Below are 18,634 nucleotides of genomic sequence, written 5' to 3'. Positions count from 1 at the left end.
CTCACTCGCCCTGAGGAGCAGGAGGAGCAGGAGGTGCTGCCGGAGGAGGAGGTGCGATGAACGTCGGGGGCGGCGCGTAGGGTGCCGGCTGCGCTCCCGGTGGCGGAGGCGCGAGCGGAGGCACGAAAGCGGGAGGCGGTGACACGGGCGGCGGCCCCCCGTAGGCGGGCGGCGCCGCGGGTCCTGCGACCGGAGCCGCGACCGCGTGCTGGCTCCAGCGGTGGGTGGTGTCCCGTGACGCGGCTTCGGCAGCGGCACGGCTCACGTCGTCGAGGAGCGCCAGCGCGTCGGCGCGCTCGAGACCGGAGAGGTAGCCCGTGATGGGGCCGGGCACGGAGTGCACCTGCGCGCCGGAGACACGCTGCGCACGATCGATCGGTCCTTGACTCAAGGACACGCCCTGCAGCCGGGCGAGGGGGAACACGGCGAGCTTGCGCCATACGATCCCCCTGCGCAGCAGCAGCCCGAATTCGGTGACCAGGTAGCCATGGCGCTTCCAGGAGAAGGGCCGTCGCCACCAGGCACGCCGCGGCATCGACCGATAGGGGTCGTCCTCGATCGGACCCATGACTCCCTGATCCCAGACGGACGGGATCCTGTCGGCCGGCACGTCGGGCAGCACGAGCGCGAGCACACGCTCGACATCGGCGCGTTTGCCGACCGGCAGCACCACGTTGAACTGCTGCCCGCTGCCGGACGACTGCTGAGCCGCACTCTTACCGCTCATCCGGTTGATCTTGATGGTCCACCAGCCGAACGGTCGCCACAGCAGAGACTGCGACACCTCGACGGCGAAGATGCGTCCGGGCGGAAGCGTCTCGGTCACGGTCGTCAGCAGCCCGTAGGTGATGCGCACCCCGTCGGGCGTGGGGGCGATCGAGTACCGCAGCGACTTCGAGATCTGCGCCCAGGTGATACCCACGACAGCCACGACCATCGGGATTCCCATGCCCAGCCCCAGGCCGAGCAGCACGACTCCACCGCCCGTATCGCCGTCGATGAACATGCCGATCAGCGCACTGCCGATCGCAATCGCGAAGATCGCACCGAAGAACACGAACCACAACAGTCCCGAGATCAGCTGCGACCCGACCAGGCGGCCCGTCGGGATCTTCACGACGCTCTCTGGTACGACATCGGCAAGGTCGACGCCCGCGATGAGTCCGTTGACACCGTCGTTCATCGACCCGACGAGCTGGGCACGAGCGGAGGTCGGAGCGGTCTGGGCGGGTGCGCCCGCCGAGGGGTTCAACGCGGCATCGCGTGCTGCCCTCGCCCCGGAAGCGAGTCGGAGGATGTCGGCACGGACCGACTCGGCTCGTGGCGTCGCCAGGTACTCCAGCTCGACGTTCGCGTCGTTGCCGGCTCCGACCACCTCCAGCTTCGCGAGCCCGATGATGCGAGCAGGGAACGGACGCGTCAGGTTCACGCCCTGAACCCGGTCGAGCGGCGCGCGACGGTGCGAGCGGAAGATAATCCCCTTGCGGACCTCCACATGGTCGCCGGTGATCCTGAACTGCTGGAAGCGCCAGACGAACCAGAAGATGAGGACGAGGACGACGACGAGTCCCAGCACGACGAGCAGTGCGACCAGGATCAGGTTGTTCGAGAGCACCCAGTCGACGGGATCGCCGCCCGTGTAGTCGCCGTAATGAGCCTCTTCCGGGGTGAAGATGCCCACGGCCCACGCGATGAGACGGTCGCGCATGTTCGCGATCACGATGCCCGCGATGATGATCAGCGCCAGGCCGCCCTTGAAGAGCGGCGTGAGCGGGTGCATGCGGTGCCACTCGCCGTTCGCCATGCTCGTCGACGGCACGGTGGCTTCCTGCACGGGCGCGGTGGGCGGAAGCTGCGGCTCGCTCACAGGCCTGTCCGGCGAGTCTCGGCGACCTGGATCAGCGTGTCGCGCAATGCCTCCGCGGCCTGCTGGGTGAGCCCGGGGATCTGCACACCGGTCGTCGCAGCGGCCGTCACCATCTTGAGCTGGGCGATCCCGAAGCCGCGGTCGAGCGGACCCTGCGTGATGTCCACGAGCTGCATGCGGCCGTAGGGCACGGCGATCATGCGCTGCCACAGGATGCCCTTGCGGAAGACGATGTCGTCGGCGCGCAGCATGTATCCGATCGCCTTGGCCTGACGGGGGAGGATGATGAGCGCGAACAGCGTGATGACGAGGATGATGCCGGCGGGGATCCACACCCACTGCTGGTCGAGCACGAGGCTCAGGACCACGGCGACGGCCGCGACGAAGACGAGGAAGATCACGTTCTGCAGCACCTGCGACACGACGTACCGCGGCGAGATCTGGTGCCAGGTGCCGTCGAGCTCGAGGCGTGCTTCATTGCGTGCGGTGCGCAGTTCCGAATAGGTGCCCCGATCGAGCGCGTCGAGGTCAGTGCCCTCCGCCGGGTTCAGGGGCGCGGTCTCTGGGTTCTGAGTCATCAGGATCCTTCGGCAGGGTGCAGAACTGTTCGGCGACGAGTGCGGCGATCACGAGGACGATCGCGCTCCCGATGAGGGCCAGCATGGCCACAGTCGACCCTACCTGTGGATCGACCGGCCGGGACAGCAGGAAGACCAGCAGCCCGGCACCGAACCCCGCCATGATGGCGCCCAGCAGGCTCGAGGCCCTCGCGAGGGTCGCCGCCCTGAGCGCCCGGAACGGGTCGATGCGGATGCCCGATCGCACGCTGCGACGCACCGGCCAGGCGACACCCACCGATGCTGCGGCGATCAGGACCAGGAGCACCGGCAGGAAGAGCGAGGGAGTGAAGGTGACGCGGCCCGTCGCGGTCAGCATGTGATCGAGGAGGAAGCCGGCACCCGCAGCGAGCAGTGCAAGCACGATGAGGACCCCGGCGGAGGTGCGCCTCATCTCTCGTCGTCCCGTGCGCGCAGACCGGCCGCGAGATCCGCCACCTTCCCCTGCCCGAGGAGCTCGGCCTCGGGGTCGACGTCCAGCCAGGGCTCCAGCACGAACAGACGCTCCCCGGCGCGCGGGTGCGGCAGGCGCAGACGCGGCTCGTCCGAGATGACGTCGCCGTAGGCGATGAGGTCGAGGTCGAGGGTGCGGTCGCCCCACACCTCCCGGCGCTCCCTGCCGTTCTCCTCCTCGATGGCGTGCAGCATTCCGAGGAGGATCTCGGGGCGAGCCTGGTCGTGACCAGGGCGACCGCGTTCACGTAGCCCGGTGCCTCGGGATCGGGACCGTCGAGCGTGAGGGCGACGGTCTCGAAGAGTCGCGACAGTCGCACCTCGCTGACCAACGGCAGCCGGGCGATCCGCGCTGCTGCCGTCTCGATCGTCGCCTGGCGGTCGCCGAGGTTCGCGCCGAGCGCGACGACAGCCTCGGTCTCGGGCTGCCGTTGCGCAGGGACAGGACGATCGAGCGGGTTCGCGAGGTTACGACTCATACGGTGATGTCCTCCAGCGCCTCGAAGGCGCGGCTGCGGCGCACCGTGACGGAGACGTCGGCGAAACTCACGGCGATGGGGGCGTGCGGTTTGTGGACGGTCACAGACACGTTCTGCACCCGAGCATCCGCCAGCGCCACCTCGGCGATCCGCTCTGCGAGCGTCTCGATCAGGTTCACCGGTTCACCGGCCACGACAGCGGCCACCTTCTCGGCCAGTTCTCCGTAGTGCACCGTGTCGCCCACGTCGTCGGTCGCCGCGGCCTGCTCGAGTGACAGGCTCAATCGGAGGTCGACCGTGAACTCCTGCCCCTCTTCGCGCTCGTTCGCGTACACGCCGTGGTGGCCGAAGACGGTCAGACCGGTGAGGACGATCTCATCGAGGGAATCCATGTGTCTAGCGTACGGGGGACGCGCGCTCTCGGCGGGGTGCGGTTTCAGCCGGCCCAGGCGCGCGCGATCGCGAGCGCATCCCGCGTGGCAGCGACGTCATGCACCCGGACGGCCCATGCTCCGGCACGCATGGCGAGCGCGCTCGTCACTGCGGTCGCGAGGTCGCGCCGCGACTCCGACACCTCGTCCCCCGCTCCTGCGCCCTGCCGCAGGGTCTCTGCCAGAAAGCGCTTGCGGGACGTGCCGACGAGAACACGGGGACCGAGGGCGACGATCTCATCGAGCCCGCGCAGCACATCCCAGTTCTGGGACCCCGCTTTCGCGAACCCGACACCGGGATCGACGATCAGACGAGACGGAGCGATCCCAGCCGCTGCCGCCTCGCCCATGCGCTCGTGAAGCTCGCCCGCGACCTCGCGTGCGACGCGACGATACTCGGCATTCGCGTACATGTCGGCGGAGAACCCGCGCCAGTGGCCGATGGCGAAGTCCGCGCCCGACTCGGCCACGGCCGCAAGCATCTCCGGATCGGCCAGTCCCCGGACACATCGTTGACGATCCTGGCTCCCGCCCGCACGGCCGCGGCAGCCGTGCCGGCGCTGAGCGTGTCGATGCTCACGGGCGCGCCCGCGGCGACGAGACGTTCGATCACAGGGAGCACCCGCTGCTGCTCGACCTCGTCGCCGACACGGTCTGCGCCGGGTCTGGTCGATTCCCCGCCGATGTCGAGAACGTCTGCGCCCTCTGCACGCAGCCGCAGGCCGTGAGCGACGGCACTGTCGACGTCGAGGTAGCGCCCGCCGTCACTGAAGGAATCCGGCGTCACGTTGACGATGCCCCAGATGGCCGTCATCCGTGCGCGCTTCCGGTGAGCGCCGACGCACCGATCAGCGTGATGAGCTCTGCCCTGGCGGCGGGGTCGGTGTACTCACCGCGTGCGGCGATCGTGAGGGTCGAAGCCTCGGGCTGCCGACCGCCGCGCATCGTGACGCAGCCGTGGCTGGCGTCGAGCACCACGAGGACGCCGCGCGTGTCGAGGTGCTCCGCGAGCGTGTCGGCGATCTGCTCGCCGAGGCGCTCCTGCACCTGAGGGCGCGCAGCGAGGATCTCGACCACGCGGACGAGCGCCCCGAGTCCCACGACCTGTTCACCGGGGAGGTACGCGATGTGGGCGTGGCCGGCGAACGGCAGCAGGTGGTGCTCGCAGACGGAGCGGAAGCGGATGTCCCGCAGCAGCACAGCGCCGGACGGGAGGGTGTCGGGCGCGGGGCCTCGTGAGACGCTGATGGTGCGCGCGAGGGGCACGGCAGCATCCTCCCCCACCCCGGAGAAGAACTCCGAGTACAGCTCGGCCATCCTCGACGGAGTCTGCTTCAGCCCCGGGCGATCCGGATCCTCGCCGATCGCCTCGAGCAGTTCTCGGGTGAGACGCTCGACACGTTCCCTGTCGACGGCCACGTCACGCCGTCGCAGGCCGCGGGTGCCCGGCTCCCGCCGAACCCTGCTGCGTGCGCGGTGCGGTGGCCGGAGCCTCGACGGATGCTGCGAGCGAGACGTCCTTCTTGGGCACCTCGATCGGGGGGCGCTCCGACACCGGACGGTCCTCGCTCGAGAGCCACAGGGGACGCTCGGGAAGCTTCTTCACCTCAGTGAAGATCTCGGCGATCTGGTTGTGGTCGAGGGTCTCCTCCTCGAGGAGCGCCAGGGCGAGCTTGTCGAGGATGTCGCGGTTCGCGCTGATGACCTCGTACGCCTCGTTGTGCGCCTGCTCGATCAGGGCGCGCACTTCGGCATCCACCCGCTCGGCGACCTTCTCGGAGTATTCGCGGCCTCGTCCCACGTCGCGCGCGACGAACATGTCGCCGCCCTCGGTGCCGAGCTTCACGGGGCCGACCTGCGTGGTCATGCCGTACTCGATCACCATCTTGCGGGCGATCGACGTCGCCTTCTCGATGTCGTTCGACGCGCCGGTCGTCGGGTCGTGGAAGACGATCTCCTCGGCGACACGGCCGCCCATCGCGTAGGTCAGCTGATCCTGGAGCTCGTTGCGGGTTACCGAGTACTTGTCGTCGAGCGGCAGGACCATCGTGTACCCGAGCGCCTTGCCGCGGGGCAGGATCGTGATCTTGGTCACGGGGTCGGTGTAGTTCATGGCAGCTGCCGCGAGCGCGTGGCCGCCCTCGTGGTACGCCGTGATGAGCTTCTCCTTGTCGCGCATCACACGGGTGCGACGCTGCGGTCCGGCGATCACACGGTCGATGGCCTCGTCGAGGGCACGGTTGTCGACCAGCTGCGCGTTCGAGCGCGCGGTGAGGAGCGCCGCCTCGTTGAGCACGTTCGCCAGGTCGGCACCGGTGAAACCGGGCGTCTTGCGGGCGACGACCTCGAGGTCGACGTTCTTCGACAGCGGCTTGCCCTTGCTGTGCACTTCGAGGATCTTCTGACGGCCCTTGAGGTCGGGGGCGTCGACGCCGATCTGACGGTCGAAGCGGCCGGGGCGAAGGAGCGCGGGGTCGAGGATGTCCGGGCGGTTGGTCGCTGCGATCACGATGACGTTCGCGTTCGGGTCGAAGCCGTCCATCTCCACCAGCATCTGGTTGAGGGTCTGCTCGCGCTCGTCATTCCCGCCGCCCATGCCGGCACCGCGGTGGCGACCGACGGCGTCGATCTCATCGATGAAGATGATGGCAGGGGCGTTCTCCTTGGCCTGACCGAAGAGGTCGCGCACGCGGGAGGCGCCGACGCCGACGAACATCTCGACGAAGTCGGATCCGGAGATCGAATAGAAGGGGGCGCCTGCCTCGCCTGCGACGGCGCGGGCGAGGAGCGTCTTGCCGGTTCCCGGAGGGCCGTACAGGAGCACGCCCTTCGGGATGCGGGCGCCGATCGCCTGGAACTTCGCGGGGTCCTGCAGGAACTCCTTGATCTCATGGAGCTCTTCGATCGCCTCGTCGGCACCTGCGACGTCGGCGAAGGTGACGGTCGGCGTCTCCTTGTTGACGAGCTTGGCCTTCGACTTGCCGAACTGCATGACCTTGCCGCCGCCGCCCTGCATCGACGAGAGGAGCCACCAGAAGAGGAGGCCCAGCAGCACGAGCGGGAGCAGGAGCGAGAGGAAGCCGTCGAACCAGGTCGCGCGCGGGACGGCGTCGTTGAAGCCGTCCTTGGGTGCGGCCTCGTTGATCGCGCTGACCACCTCGTCTGCGCGGGCGTCGACGTAGTAGAACTGCACGTTCTCGGAGCCTTCGAACGGCTTGGAGAGCGTCATGTCGACGCGCTGATCGCCGTCCGTGTTCACGACCTTGGTGACCGTCTCGCCGTCCAGGAGCTTCAGGCCCTCCTGGGTGGTGATCTGCGCGGGCGCACCCAGATTCGAGATCAGCAGGAATCCGCCGAAGAGCAGCACGCCGATCAGCGCGACGTAGATCAGCGGATTCCGGGTGAGCTTCTTCACATCCATGATCGGATCAGCGTATCGCGCGCGTCCTAGGGGGTCGCTGTGCGTTCACCCACGGCGTAGCGCGTCGGCGGTCAGGAGTACACGTGCGGCGCGAGCACCGCGACGTCGCGCAGGTTGCGGTAGCGCTCGTCGTAGTCGAGGCCGTATCCGACGACGAAGTCCGTGGGGATGTCGAAGCCCACGTACTTGCAGTCGATGACGACCTTCGCCGCCTCCGGCTTGCGCAGCAGCGCCAGCACCTCGATCGATTCCGCGCCGCGCGACCCGAAGTTCTCGAGCAGCCAGCTGAGCGTGAGGCCGGAGTCGATGATGTCCTCGACGATCAGGACGTGCTTGCCGTTGAGGTCGGTGTCGAGGTCCTTCCTGATCTGCACGACGCCGCTGGATTTGGTGCTCGCTCCGTAGCTCGACACGGCCATCCAGTCCATGGGTGCGTGGAACGGCAGGGCCCGTGCGAAGTCGGCCATGACCATGACGGCGCCCTTGAGCACGCCGACGAGCACGAGGTCCTTGCCGGCGTAGTCCTCGGCGACCTGCGCCGCCAACTCATCGAGCTTGGCGAGGATCTCCTCCTCTGTGACGAGGATCTGTGCAAGGTCGTCCTGGATCTCCGCGGCGCGCATGGATCGATTTTAGGCGACGTCGCCGCGTGCTTCGACGCAGGGCCGCGGATATCTCCCCAACGCCGACCATCCGCACTACTCTGAGCGGGAGATGCGGGCGGACGCCCCGGACGGAAGGATTCACCATGGCTCTTGACGACATCCTCGCGCAGGTGCCGATCGACGACATCGCGGAGAAGCTCGGTGTCTCGCGGGACGAGGCGAAGGTCGCGGTCGAGCAGGGCGGCGCCGTTCTGCTCGGCGGGCTCGCGAAGAACGCGGAGACCGAGGAGGGGTCGGCCGCGATCCAGAACGCCCTGAAGAAGCACTCAGGCACCACCGGCGCCGCGAAGGTCGACGACATCGATCAGGCCGACGGCGGCAAGATCGTCGCGCACATCCTCGGCTCGAAGGAGAAGCAGGTCACGAAGGAGCTCACCGAGTCCAAGGCGACCCCCGGCATCGACTTCGGCAAGCTCCTCCCGATCCTCGCCCCCATCGTGATGGGGCTCATCGCGAACGCCAGCAAGGACAAGACGTCGAAGGCGGAGACCGGAGGCGAGAGCTCCGGCGGCATCGGCGACGTGATCGGCGGCATCCTCGGCGGCGGCAACGGCGGCTCCTCCGGCGGCATCGGCGACGTCATCGGCGGCCTGCTGGGCGGAGGCAGCAGCAGCTCAGGCGGAGGCATCGACCTCGGCGGCATCCTCGGCGGCCTCTTCGGCGGCAAGAAGTAGGGCGCACACGCATCCGGTCGCGAAGCGACCGCGTCCCGCGAGTCCTGCTCAGCGGCCGGATGCGGTGAACACGATGCGTCCACCGCGGCGCACGGCAGAGCATTCGGGAAGGTCGATCGGGCCCTGACCTCGCCAATCGGTCACCAGGCGTGCGACCTCGACGGTCTGCGTCCTCGTGAGGCTGACCCCGAACTCGCTGTCGACCACGAGGCGGATGATGCGGTTGCGCAGCGCCGCTGGATTCGCGGCGAGCGCGGCGACGCTGACCGAGATCCCCGCCTCGGCGTGCTCGACGATGTCCTCGATCGTCTCGTGGATCATCTCGTCGAAGGCCTCCGCGTCCTCCCTGAGTTGTTCTGCGGTGCGCGCGAGGGCATCGGCGATACCAGGGCCCAGCTCGGCCTCGAGCACCGGCAGCACCCGCTGACGCACCCGCACTCTGGCATAGCGGTCGTCGAGGTTATGGGGGTCGTCCCAGAACTCGAGATCGGATGCCGCGCAGAACGCGCGAGTGGTCTCGCGACGCACGGCGAGCAGCGGGCGGATCCAGCGGAGCCCGTCTTCGTCCTCGCGCGAGGGTGCCATGCCCCGCAGACTGGTCGCGCCCGACCCTCGGGCAAGCCCCAACAGCACGGTCTCCGCCTGGTCGTCGAGCGTGTGCCCGAGCAGCACCGCTGACGCTCCTTCCGCGCGGGCGACGCCGGCGAGTGCCTCGTACCGGGCGTCACGAGCGGCGGCTTCGATTCCCGAGCCGGACGACCGGTCGACCTCGACGCGGGTCTGCAGCGCGTCATCGACGCCCGCTGTCGCCGCCGCGACCGCTGCCCTGCTCGCGACGAGGGACGACTCCTCCTGCAGTCCGTGGTCGACGGTCACGGTGAGAATGCGGATCCCCCGACGACGGGCCTCGAAGACGGAGGCGGCGGTGAGCGCGAGCGAGTCCGCTCCTCCGGAGAGCGCGACGGCGATCGTCGATCCCTCGGGGAGATCGGCGAGTGCGGTGCGGACGGCGAGGCGGACCTCAGCGACGGCGGGAGCGAGTGACGACACAGAACAACGGTAGGGCACAGCCCGCTGTCGCTGCCGTGTGCGGATACCGTCTCGGGTCTATCCTGACGCCGTGACCGATACCCCCCGCACGAGGCCGACTCCGAGCGATCGCTTCAAGGCGTTCATCGATGCCGTCGTCGCGATCGCCATGACCTTGCTCATCCTCCCCCTGATGGAGTCCATCTCCGAGGCGGCGTCCGCGCACGTGAGCACCGCGGAATTCCTGGGCGAGCACTCGGGTCAGCTCCTCAGCTTCGGTCTGAGCTTCCTCCTCATCGCGACGTTCTGGATGGGACATCACCGCCAGTACCGGGACGTGGAGTTCGTCACCGGCCCCCTGCTGTGGATCAATGTCGCCTGGATGGCGACGATCGTGTGGCTGCCCGTGCCCACCGCCATGATCGGGCAGATGGACACCGACGCGTTGCAGGCTGTGGTGTACATCGGCACGTTGATCATGACGCAGGTCACCACGCTCGCCGGGTGGCTGTACCTCGCGCGTCACCCCGAGCTCGGCTCCGTGTCGAGCGAAACCATCCGCCTGGGAGCCATCGGAGACCTCGCGTCGATCATCCTGTTCACCGCGGCGCTGGCCATCGCCGTCGTCGCCTCTCCGAACGGCTACGCAGGGCTCCTCCTGCTGCTCCTGAGCGACCCGATGAGCCGCCTGCTGAATCGCCTCCTGCGCAGACGTGGGAAAGGCATCCCGACGCCTCCTGCCGACGCCACCTCGTGAGGGCGCCGACCCCCGGTCGCCAAGAAGCCGACGGTAGGCTGGTCGGCGGTATCCAACCGAACTTTTCCTGAGGAGCACACGTATGGGCGCACACGACGCCGTCATCGAGATCCCGCGCGGCAGCCGCGTGAAGTACGAGGTCGACCACGAGACCGGGCGAGTCCACCTCGACCGCGTGCTCTACACGACCTTCGGCTACCCGGCCGACTACGGCTACTTCGACAACACGCTCGGTGAGGACGGCGACCCGCTCGACGTGCTCGTGCTGCTCGACCACGCCATCTACCCGGGCGTCGTCGTCGAGGTCCGTCCTGTCGCGGTGCTGAAGATGAGCGACGAGGCCGGCGGAGACGACAAGCTCGTCGCCGTGCTGTCAAAGGACCCGCGCTGGGCGCACATCCAGGACATCGACGACATCGCCGACTACACGAAGAAGGAGATCTCGCACTTCTTCGAGCACTACAAGGACCTCGAGCCCAACAAGTGGGTCAAGGTCGACGAGTGGGGGAACGCCGCCGAGGCGCAGCGCATCCTCGACGAGGCGATCGTCCGTTTCGGCGAGCAGGGCCACTGACCCTCGCGCTCACGCAGAAGACCCCCGGCTCCGCACCAGCGGCCGGGGGTCTTTCGTCTGTCGTGAGGCGGATGTTCAGGCGGAGACGCCGTGTCGCGCCAGGAACTGCACCGGGTTGACGGCCTGACCGTTGACGTACACCTCGAAGTGCAGGTGGCAGCCGAACGAGCGACCGGTGTTACCGGCATACGCGATGACCTGTCCGGAGCGGACCCACTGCCCGGAGCGGACGAGGATCCCGCCGTTGCGGATGTGCGCATAGCCGGTGCCGATTCCGCCACCGTGCTGGATGCGGATGTAGTTCCCGTAGCCGCCGTTGCCGCCCGCGTAATCGACCGTGCCGGACTGAGCGGCATAGATGGCAGCGCCGCACCCGTTGGCGAAGTCGGTGCCGTAGTGGAAGCTCGACGAGCAGCCCTGGGGACCGCACTGCTGCGACCGGGGACCGTAGCCGGAGCTCTTGCCCCCGCCGTGCGGACGGCACCAGCCGCCGCTGCCCTGGGATCCCCCGCCGCCGCCACCGCCACCACCGCCGCCACCGTTGCCGGCGGCTGCTGCTGCGGCCTCGCGGGCCTCGCGCTCGCGTCGCTCCTTCTCAGCGGCCTCGACGCCTGCCCGGAACCCGGCGACGGTCTTCGCGGTCGTGTCCTTGAGCGCCGCGAGCTGCGCCTGCATGGTGGCGAGGTTCTCGGACTGCTCGTCGAGCGCCGCCTGAGCAGCGTCCGCAGCCTGCTGAGCCACGACCATCTTCTCTTCGGCGATCTTCTGTAGCCGGTCGCGCTCATCGCGCGCCAGCACCGCCTGGTCGCTGAGAGACTGCGCGGAGTTTCGCGCCGCGACCGCGTCGTCGTACACCGACTGGTTGTACTCGAACAGCTTGTCCATGGTGCCGAGGCGCGCGAGGAGCTCGTCGGCGTTGTCGGCTGAGCCGGTGAACAGCAGCTCCAGGGAGGTGTCGTCACCACCGTTGCGGTACAGCTGCGCCGCGACCTGGCCGGCCTTCTTCGCCGAGTCATCGGCCTTCGCGGCCTGTTCGTCGGCCTTCGCCTGAAGGGAATCCGCCTCGGTGGCTGCGGCGAAGTACTTCTGCTGGGCCTCGTAGAACTCGTCCGAGGCGACCTGCGCAGCGGCCTCCGTCTCGGCGACCTTCTGGGTCAGCGACTGGATGAGCCCCTCGATGCGAGTGACTTCGGCCGACTTCGCCGCTTCGTTGTTCTTGGCACGCTGCACGTCGTCCCAGCTCGGGTACGTGGCGGCATAGGCGGCGGAGACCCCGTTGGAGATGCCGAAGGCGCTGAGCGCGACGACACCGAGCACGCCGAGCCCGAGGGCCCCGCGACGGCTGAAGCCCTCTTTGCCGAACGCGCGCTGTTCGGACGGGCTGGGTGCGCAGCCGCAATCGTCTGAGGCCGCGGCAACCGCAGCGTCCAGAGCTTTCTGGTGGTCGTTCACACGGCCCCTTCCGCCGGTTTCACAAATGCCACACTAACAACAACTTTCACATCCGCACCAGAGCCGGGGAGAGCGGATACGGCGACGCCCACATGCACCCATCGTCCTCCCGAAACACGCCCGGGGGAAGACGCCGCGCCCTCGATTCGCGATTTGCTCGGATCATCCCTTATGCTTGAGCGTCGGCAAGGAAGTCCCCCGGGACTGACTCGGCCCCATCGTTTAGCGGCCTAGGACGCCGCCCTTTCACGGCGGTAGCACGGGTTCGAATCCCGTTGGGGTCACACCTTCCGATACAATTGAAAACAAGTATGGCCCTGTAGCGCAGTTGGTTAGCGTGCCGCCCTGTCACGGCGGAGGTCGCGGGTTCAAGTCCCGTCAGGGTCGCTCCGTGCGATGAGCTCTTTCTTCGGAGAGGGCTCTTCGTCTAGGACGCGACAGGTTCGCCGGTCGCGCGGCTCTGTAGCTCAGTTGGTAGAGCGTTCGACTGAAAATCGAAAGGTCACCGGATCGATGCCGGTCGGAGCCACTGGAACCCTCGCGTAGCTTCTACATCGCGGGGGTTCTTTTATGCGCTTATCAGGGTTTTTCCGCGTCAGCGACTGCCTCCCTCCGGGCAGGCTCTGGGGTTTTCAGTCGTGGACTCCGCACAAACTCCGCACTATCAGGCTCAGGCAGCAGCGTCGCCCGAACGCAACTAGCGCCCAATCCTGACCCCAAAGTCTCGATGCATCCCCAGAGATAGAAGCCCCGTGTAGTTGCTAGCGAAGGGCACGGCACGAAGGTGGTCAATCAACGCTCGCTGACGAATCGTCACTGAGCCCTGTTCACCAGTCAAGCGCGCCTTCGCCACCGCGTGGATCGCGTCGATCTCGTCGGCGAAAGCGGATGCAACTGCGAGGTTGATGGAAGGGAACGCGAACTGGATCGTCTCTCGCCACTGTTGCACCCCCTCTTCGGCGCTAGGACCCTTGCTGAGGAACCGGATGGACGGTCCGTGGTGGTCGACGATCACGCCATTCGGGTCCTCCTCGCTACCGAGGCGCAGCCCGGATTTCCGAGGTTGCACTGCAAGCCCGTGCTTCGTCGAGTTGTACACGTTAGCCTCGCGGGCGAGCAGCGCGGCTGCCCGAGTCAAGAGAAATCGAAGGACGTCAGCGTCCTCTGTCCATGCCTCCGCGGATACCTCAGCAGGCGCATCGAGCCTGCCGCGGAATACCTCGCGCAATAGCTCATTGCGCGGAGGGCTGGTCAACAAGTCGCCCGCCATCTGCTTGAACTTCGCGAAGCTCGTCAACGACGAGAGCTTCAGCGGCGGACAAGGCTCCGGTTCCACGTGCGCGAAGTACAACCGCAGGAGTGCCTCCGCCGCGAGGTACATGATCGAGATCGACTCGACCACAGCGAATCCGTCGATCTCTTCGTCGTCTAGTGGCACCTCTAGCTCGACGCCCATACCCCACGCACGGACACCTCCAACGAGCGCGGGATGCAAGGCGGCATCGGCGTCGCCGAGGGCGACGAGCAACGCGATTCGAGTTCGCAGGTACTGCGATGGTGAATGCGAATAGAAGTCACGGTTCAGCTCGTCCGCAAGATTCAGCCCGCTCGCAGGATCAGGCGCCGGCGGCTGCTCATCAGTCATCGATGGATCGTATCCGCAGCCACGGACACTACGATCGGGTAGAGCGGAAGCCCTCTCCTCACTCCGCCCCGGGCTGCTTCTCGCACCGGATTAGATCAGCCCGTCCAGCTTCTGGCCCATGATGCCTGCAGCTTTGGTGGAGCCCTTGATGGTGTTCATGTACACGTCCTGGGTCATGCTCGGGTTCTCGTGTCCGAGGTAGTCGGCGATCTCTGTCGCGGACAGTCCAGCCTTGTCAAGAATCGTGGCTACCGACTTTCGGAACGCGTGCGTTGACAATCCCGGGTACCCCAGGCCGTCGCGACGGTCTCGAAGCTCCCGCTGCGTGTTCGAGGGATCGCGAGGGCGCATCAGCGGAGTCGGGAAGATGAGGTTGGTATCGGCGCGCAGCCTCTCGTGCCGCTTGTGAAGGAGGAGCATGGTCGCTTCCGGCAAGTGGGTGGTACGCGCGGACTTGTCGGTCTTCGCGAACTCCTGCCGCACAATTCCCCGCCCCTTCACACGCACATTCTGCGCGACAACGGAAGCTGTGCCGGCGGCGAAGTCGATAGCGCTCGCTTCGAGCGCGCACACCTCGGCCACTCGCCACCCTGACGCGAGCATGAACGTGATCAGATCCACCGTGTCCCACTCGTTGAGCTTCTCGTCCTCACGGACGCGCTGGAGAAACATCGGCAGTTCGTCCAACGGGATTGCGGTGCTGCCCTTCTTCTTCCTTTGGGTGACGCGCTCGAGCTCACGCACGGGGTTGTGCGACAAAGCCCCGTTCCGCACCGCTAGGCCGAGCATGCCACTCAGCGCCGATCGGCAGTTCTTTGCTGCCCCCGGGCCGGCTTCCTTCTCAACGGCGTTAAGGAACTTCTGCAGCCGTTCAGGTGTGGCCTCGGCGACTGAGAGGTCGCCGATCCGGGGCGCGATATGAGCGGTGACTGCATAGCCGTAGGTCTCCAGCGTGCCTTCTGAGCGCCCCAACTCACGCCGGGACTCCAAGAACCTCTGGCCGAGGGCGCGGAGGTGCGTTGCCGGTTTCAGCTCGCCACCGCGGTCGGCCTCGATCGTGGTCAGCGCATGCCTCAGCGCGGCCGTCGCCTTGGCCTTGCTCGGCGCGTGCTTCTCGATCTGGCGGGATTTGCCGTCCGCGAAACGATACCGCGTGCGGGCACGCCACTTCCCCGGCTGAACCTCGGCCACGTGGATGGTGCCGTAGGTTCCGATCGCCATTCGAGGTCTGGCCATCAGACTTCACCGTCGGTGGATGCGCGGAGTTCGTCAATGAGCACACGCGTGACGCGCCCACGCGCCTGCGGCGTGCTGTCCTCGCCGGCACGGAGCAGGGCCTCGACTTCAAGGGAATGGCCCCAGAGTCGCGCCGCGTACTGCTGAAGCAGAGGTGGGCGTATCCCAAGCTTCTTTGCCGCCCGAGACTCTGCAAGGCTCACACTAGGCCGACGAGCGCTCTGACGCGTGTCACGGTCGGGCACCTCCGTCATGGCCCCCCACTGTGCATCCACCTGGTCATACGACTCGGACTTCCTGCCGTGCACCCTCATATGCTCAAGGGCCGCCATCTCGAGTTCCTCGTCCCACTCGTGATCCCCACCTATCGGCGCGGCGCCCACGTGCGCATAGTCGCCATCCTCGAGCGCGATCGGTGCGCCCGACAGTACGCGGTTGACCCACTCCCGCCGCACGGGCTGATCCTCACGGAGCTCGTACGGCCGTTCCAGCAACTCCGCAGCCCCAAGAAGGTCGGCGAGTCGAAGCGGCTCACCAGAGAGCTTTCCAAGTGCGAGTGCGAGCGTGAGAAGCGTCGGAACCGTCGGCGCAGCCTTGCCCCGCTCAATCGCCTGGACGCTAGACAGGCTCCACGTTGCTCCGTAATCGCGTCCAACGGTCGCGATCGCCTCAAGGGTAATCCCGTGCCGCCGCCGGTAGGCGGCAAGAAATCCGCCCACCGCTTCCGCGTATGCCATTGATTCCATGCTTACAAGTTACCAGAATCATGTAGCTTGTGTTACGGTACCTCACAAGTTACAAATTTCTGGTACTCGCTATCAAAGGACTCCGCATGACACAGACGACGAACACCCTCCTCGACGTTCACGATCTCTCCGCCCAGACCGGCATGTCTGTGTCGACTATCTACCGCAAGCGGTCGCTCGGTGAGCCGCTCCCCCGGGCCGTGAAGATCGGCGCCGCTGTTCGCTGGCGTCAGGCCGATGTCGACCGTTGGATCGAGGAGCAGCTCGAGCCGGCGATGTGATGCGTCCTCGCCGGACCCATTGCGCGCGGAAACCGTGCGGAACTTCGAGGCAACTGTCGGGACCGACACGTTCCGCGTGGTGTTCCGCACGTGGCGCGCCCCGCCGTCGCCTAGATAACCCGCGCACGGGAGCGGAGATGCGGACGGAACCCCATCACTTCTCTATTGGCACCTCGGAGGCGAAATAGGTGCAGTCCGCGCAGGAGAAGTGCGGGGGTGACTTCCGCACTACCGATCTTCCTCGGCTCCCGGGAGCGTGCCTGCTCTTGCCTCGCCCCCGAAGCGGCCTGCTGGTGCTCAACACGCGCACGGCAGGGTGCAGGCGCGGATACGAAGGGACCGCAACCACAAGATCGACATCACGCTCGAACCCTGAGCGAGCACTACCCATACGGAAGAAACAAAAAGGGCCACCGAGCTGCAACTCGGCGACCCCATGGCGGATCTGAAAGGAGATCCTGCATTTGACTACCACCAGCGTACCTGAAGACCGCGATATCCCCGAGGCGCTCGGGAAGCGGTCCACCGCGCAGCAGCTCGTTGAGTTGGCCCTCGATCACTACGACCTTCACGTCGATACCGATGGCAAGCCTTTCGGTGTTCGCAAGGGCGGTCACGTAGCGATTCCTCTCCTCGGCAGCAGACGCTCCGTCCGCAAGGAACTCGGCGGCATGTACCGGCGTCGGACCGCTCGCACAGCCTCGCAGAACGCGTTGACTGAGGCGATGAGCGCGCTTGAGTACGAGGCGGAGGAGAGTTTCGAGCCCATCAAGCTGCACCTGCGCACGGCGCGCCCCAGCGACGACGAGATCTTCATCGACATCGGCGATCGCAGTGAGCAGGTCATCCGCGTGACGGCAGCCGGCTGGGAGATCCTCGACGGCGACGATGACCTTCCCGTGCTGTTTCGCCGCACCGCCGTGACCGCCCCTTTGCCCGTCCCTGCGCGCGGCGGAAACCTCGACGCATTGTGGGAGTTCGTCAATCTGCCGGCCTCGGACCGCGGCTTGATCATCGGCTGGCTCGTCGCTGCGACGATCCTTGTCGGTCTTCCGTGCCCGGCCTTGGCTCTGCTCGGTGAACAGGGAACCGCCAAGACCAGTAGTGCACGACGGCTCTTCTCCCTGTTCGATCCGACCACCGCGCCGGTGAGGCGCCCACCGAACGATGCGGACCGGCTGCTTCACGCCGGGGCTCACTCGCGCGGCGTGGTCTTCGACAATATGTCGTCGATGCCGCGTTGGTTGTCGGACGGCTTGTGCCGATTCGTGACCGGTGAAGCTGATGTCGACCGCGCGCTGTACACCGACGACGACGTGCGCATCATGCAGGTGCAGGGCGTCCTGGGATTCACCAGTATCGATATCGGCGTTCTCAACGGCGACCTCGCCGAGCGATGCGTCTGGGGAGATCTTGAGGTGATCCCCGCAGACAGGCGTCGCTCAGAACGCGAGTTGAACTCCGCTTGGAACGCGAGCTACGCCTCGATGGTGGGTGCATTGTTGGACCTTGTTGTTCTGACCTTGCAGCAGCTGCCCGTCGTGAAACTCGGCAACAAGCCTCGGATGGCGGACTTCGCCGAGATCTTGGCCGCTCTTGATCATGCAACGGGGTCAGACACTCTGAGCCGTTACCGGCGGGCGCAAGATTCTGTCGCCGAGGACATCGTGAGCACCGACCAGTTCCTGGTGGCGATCACCGAGACGATCAAACGTCGCTGGACGGGTACCGGCAAGGCCCTTCACGAGCTCTTGCGCAGACCCTCGGACGATCGCTATTGGCCCGAGCCTCGTGGCATGAGTGGCAAGCTCCGGCGAGTGGCTCCGGATCTTCGAAAGGCAGGGTGGCAGATCGACGAGATCAAGCCGGACCCGACCACCAAGCGTTCCAAGACTTGGGTTCTGGTGCCTCCGGATTCCGCCATCTCCGATGCGGATCTTGCGAGCGTGAAACTGACCCGCGAGTTCGTCGCTGAAGACGTTCGAGCGTGGATCGCTAGGTTCATGGCGAACGGGGCCACCGCCTCATGCGCCACCGACCACGGATCCGCTGCGAGCTCGGGCTTCCCTATCACTTGCCGGACGCCCGGCTGCACTGCCGGCTGGCGCTCCGAGTGGGACACGCCGTTGCAGCGGTCCCGAGCGCTGACCTCACGACTCGCGGACGAACTCACGGCTCTCGGTATCAGCGTTGCTGACCTGGACCAGTACGTCGGCAGCGATCCCTTTGCACCTCCGGGTAGGGGCGAGGAGACCGTAGCCCCACCTAAGACCGAGCCCCGTTGATCGGGGCTGACCACTACACCGC

General features: G+C 66.8%; 17 protein-coding genes, 3 tRNA genes and 2 pseudogenes. 8 read left to right on the top strand and 14 right to left on the bottom strand.

Annotation, left to right across the window (positions count from 1 at the left end; translation table 11 throughout):
- Position 1: 1 nt before the first annotated feature.
- The 9 genes and pseudogenes from K1X59_RS03865 to hpt all read right to left on the bottom strand — a co-directional run bounded on the left by K1X59_RS03865 (position 2) and on the right by hpt (position 7,891).
- Complete coding sequence (locus K1X59_RS03865) at positions 2 to 1,867, bottom strand: PH domain-containing protein (RefSeq protein WP_258567058.1); 1,866 nt, start codon at positions 1,865 to 1,867, stop codon at positions 2 to 4.
- Entirely contained in the window at positions 1,864 to 2,445 is a 582-nt protein-coding gene (locus tag K1X59_RS03860) for a PH domain-containing protein (RefSeq protein WP_183151880.1), read from the bottom strand. The genes K1X59_RS03865 and K1X59_RS03860 overlap by 4 nt, the downstream gene beginning before the upstream one ends.
- The gene (locus tag K1X59_RS03855; RefSeq protein ID WP_220173945.1) at positions 2,396 to 2,878 is read right to left on the bottom strand and encodes a DUF3180 domain-containing protein; all 483 of its coding nucleotides are present in this window, start codon (positions 2,876 to 2,878) and stop codon (positions 2,396 to 2,398) included. Before K1X59_RS03855 ends, K1X59_RS03860 begins: the two co-directional genes overlap by 50 nt.
- A pseudogene (gene folK, locus K1X59_RS03850) lies at positions 2,875 to 3,416 on the bottom strand (2-amino-4-hydroxy-6-hydroxymethyldihydropteridine diphosphokinase). Before folK ends, K1X59_RS03855 begins: the two are co-directional and overlap by 4 nt.
- A complete protein-coding gene (gene folB / locus K1X59_RS03845; protein ID WP_183151879.1) occupies positions 3,413 to 3,808 on the bottom strand; it encodes a dihydroneopterin aldolase in 396 nt (131 codons plus the stop codon). Before folB ends, folK begins: the two are co-directional and overlap by 4 nt.
- 44 nt (positions 3,809 to 3,852) lie before the next feature.
- Positions 3,853 to 4,661: pseudogene (gene folP / locus K1X59_RS03840) on the bottom strand (dihydropteroate synthase).
- Entirely contained in the window at positions 4,658 to 5,266 is a 609-nt protein-coding gene (gene folE / locus K1X59_RS03835) for a GTP cyclohydrolase I (RefSeq protein WP_183151878.1), read from the bottom strand. Before folE ends, folP begins: the two are co-directional and overlap by 4 nt.
- Before the next feature lies 1 nt (position 5,267).
- Positions 5,268 to 7,268 carry an ATP-dependent zinc metalloprotease FtsH gene (gene ftsH, locus K1X59_RS03830; RefSeq protein WP_183151877.1) on the bottom strand — a complete coding sequence of 667 codons (2,001 nt, stop codon included), beginning with the start codon at positions 7,266 to 7,268 and terminating at the stop codon, positions 5,268 to 5,270.
- Between the two features lie 71 nt (positions 7,269 to 7,339).
- Positions 7,340 to 7,891, bottom strand: coding sequence for a hypoxanthine phosphoribosyltransferase (gene hpt / locus K1X59_RS03825; protein WP_183151876.1), 552 nt, complete (start codon positions 7,889 to 7,891; stop codon positions 7,340 to 7,342).
- A gap of 125 nt (positions 7,892 to 8,016) precedes the next feature.
- Between hpt and K1X59_RS03820 the strand changes: the two genes are divergently transcribed.
- Positions 8,017 to 8,607, top strand: a complete 591-nt coding sequence (locus tag K1X59_RS03820; protein ID WP_183151875.1) for a DUF937 domain-containing protein — start codon at positions 8,017 to 8,019, stop codon at positions 8,605 to 8,607.
- A gap of 48 nt (positions 8,608 to 8,655) precedes the next feature.
- On the opposite strand, the gene tilS is transcribed toward K1X59_RS03820, so the two are convergent.
- Entirely contained in the window at positions 8,656 to 9,657 is a 1,002-nt protein-coding gene (tilS, locus tag K1X59_RS03815) for a tRNA lysidine(34) synthetase TilS (RefSeq protein WP_183151874.1), read from the bottom strand.
- A 70-nt stretch (positions 9,658 to 9,727) separates the two neighbouring features.
- Between tilS and K1X59_RS03810 the strand changes: the two genes are divergently transcribed.
- Both K1X59_RS03810 and K1X59_RS03805 read left to right on the top strand, forming a co-directional pair.
- Positions 9,728 to 10,393 (top strand): TMEM175 family protein, encoded by a 666-nt coding sequence (locus K1X59_RS03810; RefSeq protein WP_183151873.1) that lies wholly within the window; start codon positions 9,728 to 9,730, stop codon positions 10,391 to 10,393.
- A gap of 82 nt (positions 10,394 to 10,475) precedes the next feature.
- On the top strand, positions 10,476 to 10,967 hold the full coding sequence (locus tag K1X59_RS03805) for an inorganic diphosphatase (RefSeq protein ID WP_046014122.1): 492 nt from the start codon (positions 10,476 to 10,478) through the stop codon (positions 10,965 to 10,967).
- Positions 10,968 to 11,042: 75 nt separating this feature from the next.
- On the opposite strand, the gene K1X59_RS03800 is transcribed toward K1X59_RS03805, so the two are convergent.
- Positions 11,043 to 12,419, bottom strand: a complete 1,377-nt coding sequence (locus K1X59_RS03800; RefSeq protein ID WP_220173944.1) for a M23 family metallopeptidase — start codon at positions 12,417 to 12,419, stop codon at positions 11,043 to 11,045.
- Positions 12,420 to 12,630: 211 nt separating this feature from the next.
- Here K1X59_RS03800 and K1X59_RS03795 point away from each other — a divergent pair.
- The 3 genes from K1X59_RS03795 (at position 12,631) to K1X59_RS03785 (ending at position 12,948) form a co-directional block, all read left to right on the top strand.
- Positions 12,631 to 12,703, top strand: a tRNA-Glu gene (locus K1X59_RS03795).
- Between the two features lie 29 nt (positions 12,704 to 12,732).
- Positions 12,733 to 12,806, top strand: a tRNA-Asp gene (locus K1X59_RS03790).
- A gap of 69 nt (positions 12,807 to 12,875) precedes the next feature.
- Positions 12,876 to 12,948: transfer RNA gene (locus K1X59_RS03785), tRNA-Phe, on the top strand.
- A 168-nt stretch (positions 12,949 to 13,116) separates the two neighbouring features.
- Here K1X59_RS03785 and K1X59_RS03780 read toward each other — a convergent pair.
- The 3 genes from K1X59_RS03780 to K1X59_RS03770 form a co-directional block, all read right to left on the bottom strand.
- A complete protein-coding gene (locus K1X59_RS03780; protein ID WP_183151872.1) occupies positions 13,117 to 14,064 on the bottom strand; it encodes a hypothetical protein in 948 nt (315 codons plus the stop codon).
- 90 nt (positions 14,065 to 14,154) lie between these two features.
- Positions 14,155 to 15,285: a tyrosine recombinase XerC gene (xerC, locus tag K1X59_RS03775; protein ID WP_062635495.1), complete on the bottom strand. Its 1,131-nt coding sequence runs from the start codon at positions 15,283 to 15,285 to the stop codon at positions 14,155 to 14,157.
- Between the two features lie 14 nt (positions 15,286 to 15,299).
- Positions 15,300 to 16,046, bottom strand: coding sequence for a helix-turn-helix domain-containing protein (locus tag K1X59_RS03770; RefSeq protein ID WP_082802894.1), 747 nt, complete (start codon positions 16,044 to 16,046; stop codon positions 15,300 to 15,302).
- A gap of 86 nt (positions 16,047 to 16,132) precedes the next feature.
- Here K1X59_RS03770 and K1X59_RS03765 point away from each other — a divergent pair, with 86 nt between their 5' ends.
- Both K1X59_RS03765 and K1X59_RS03760 read left to right on the top strand, forming a co-directional pair.
- Positions 16,133 to 16,327, top strand: a complete 195-nt coding sequence (locus K1X59_RS03765; RefSeq protein WP_062635491.1) for an AlpA family transcriptional regulator — start codon at positions 16,133 to 16,135, stop codon at positions 16,325 to 16,327.
- A 464-nt stretch (positions 16,328 to 16,791) separates the two neighbouring features.
- Positions 16,792 to 18,612, top strand: coding sequence for a hypothetical protein (locus K1X59_RS03760; protein WP_051667911.1), 1,821 nt, complete (start codon positions 16,792 to 16,794; stop codon positions 18,610 to 18,612).
- Positions 18,613 to 18,634 lie beyond the last annotated feature (22 nt).

Origin of the sequence: Microbacterium sp. Se5.02b, from assembly GCF_019464375.1 — a bacterium.
Lineage (GTDB): Bacteria > Actinomycetota > Actinomycetes > Actinomycetales > Microbacteriaceae > Microbacterium.
Note: the sequence above shows the minus strand (reverse complement) of the source record. Positions and strands in the feature narration are given on the sequence as shown.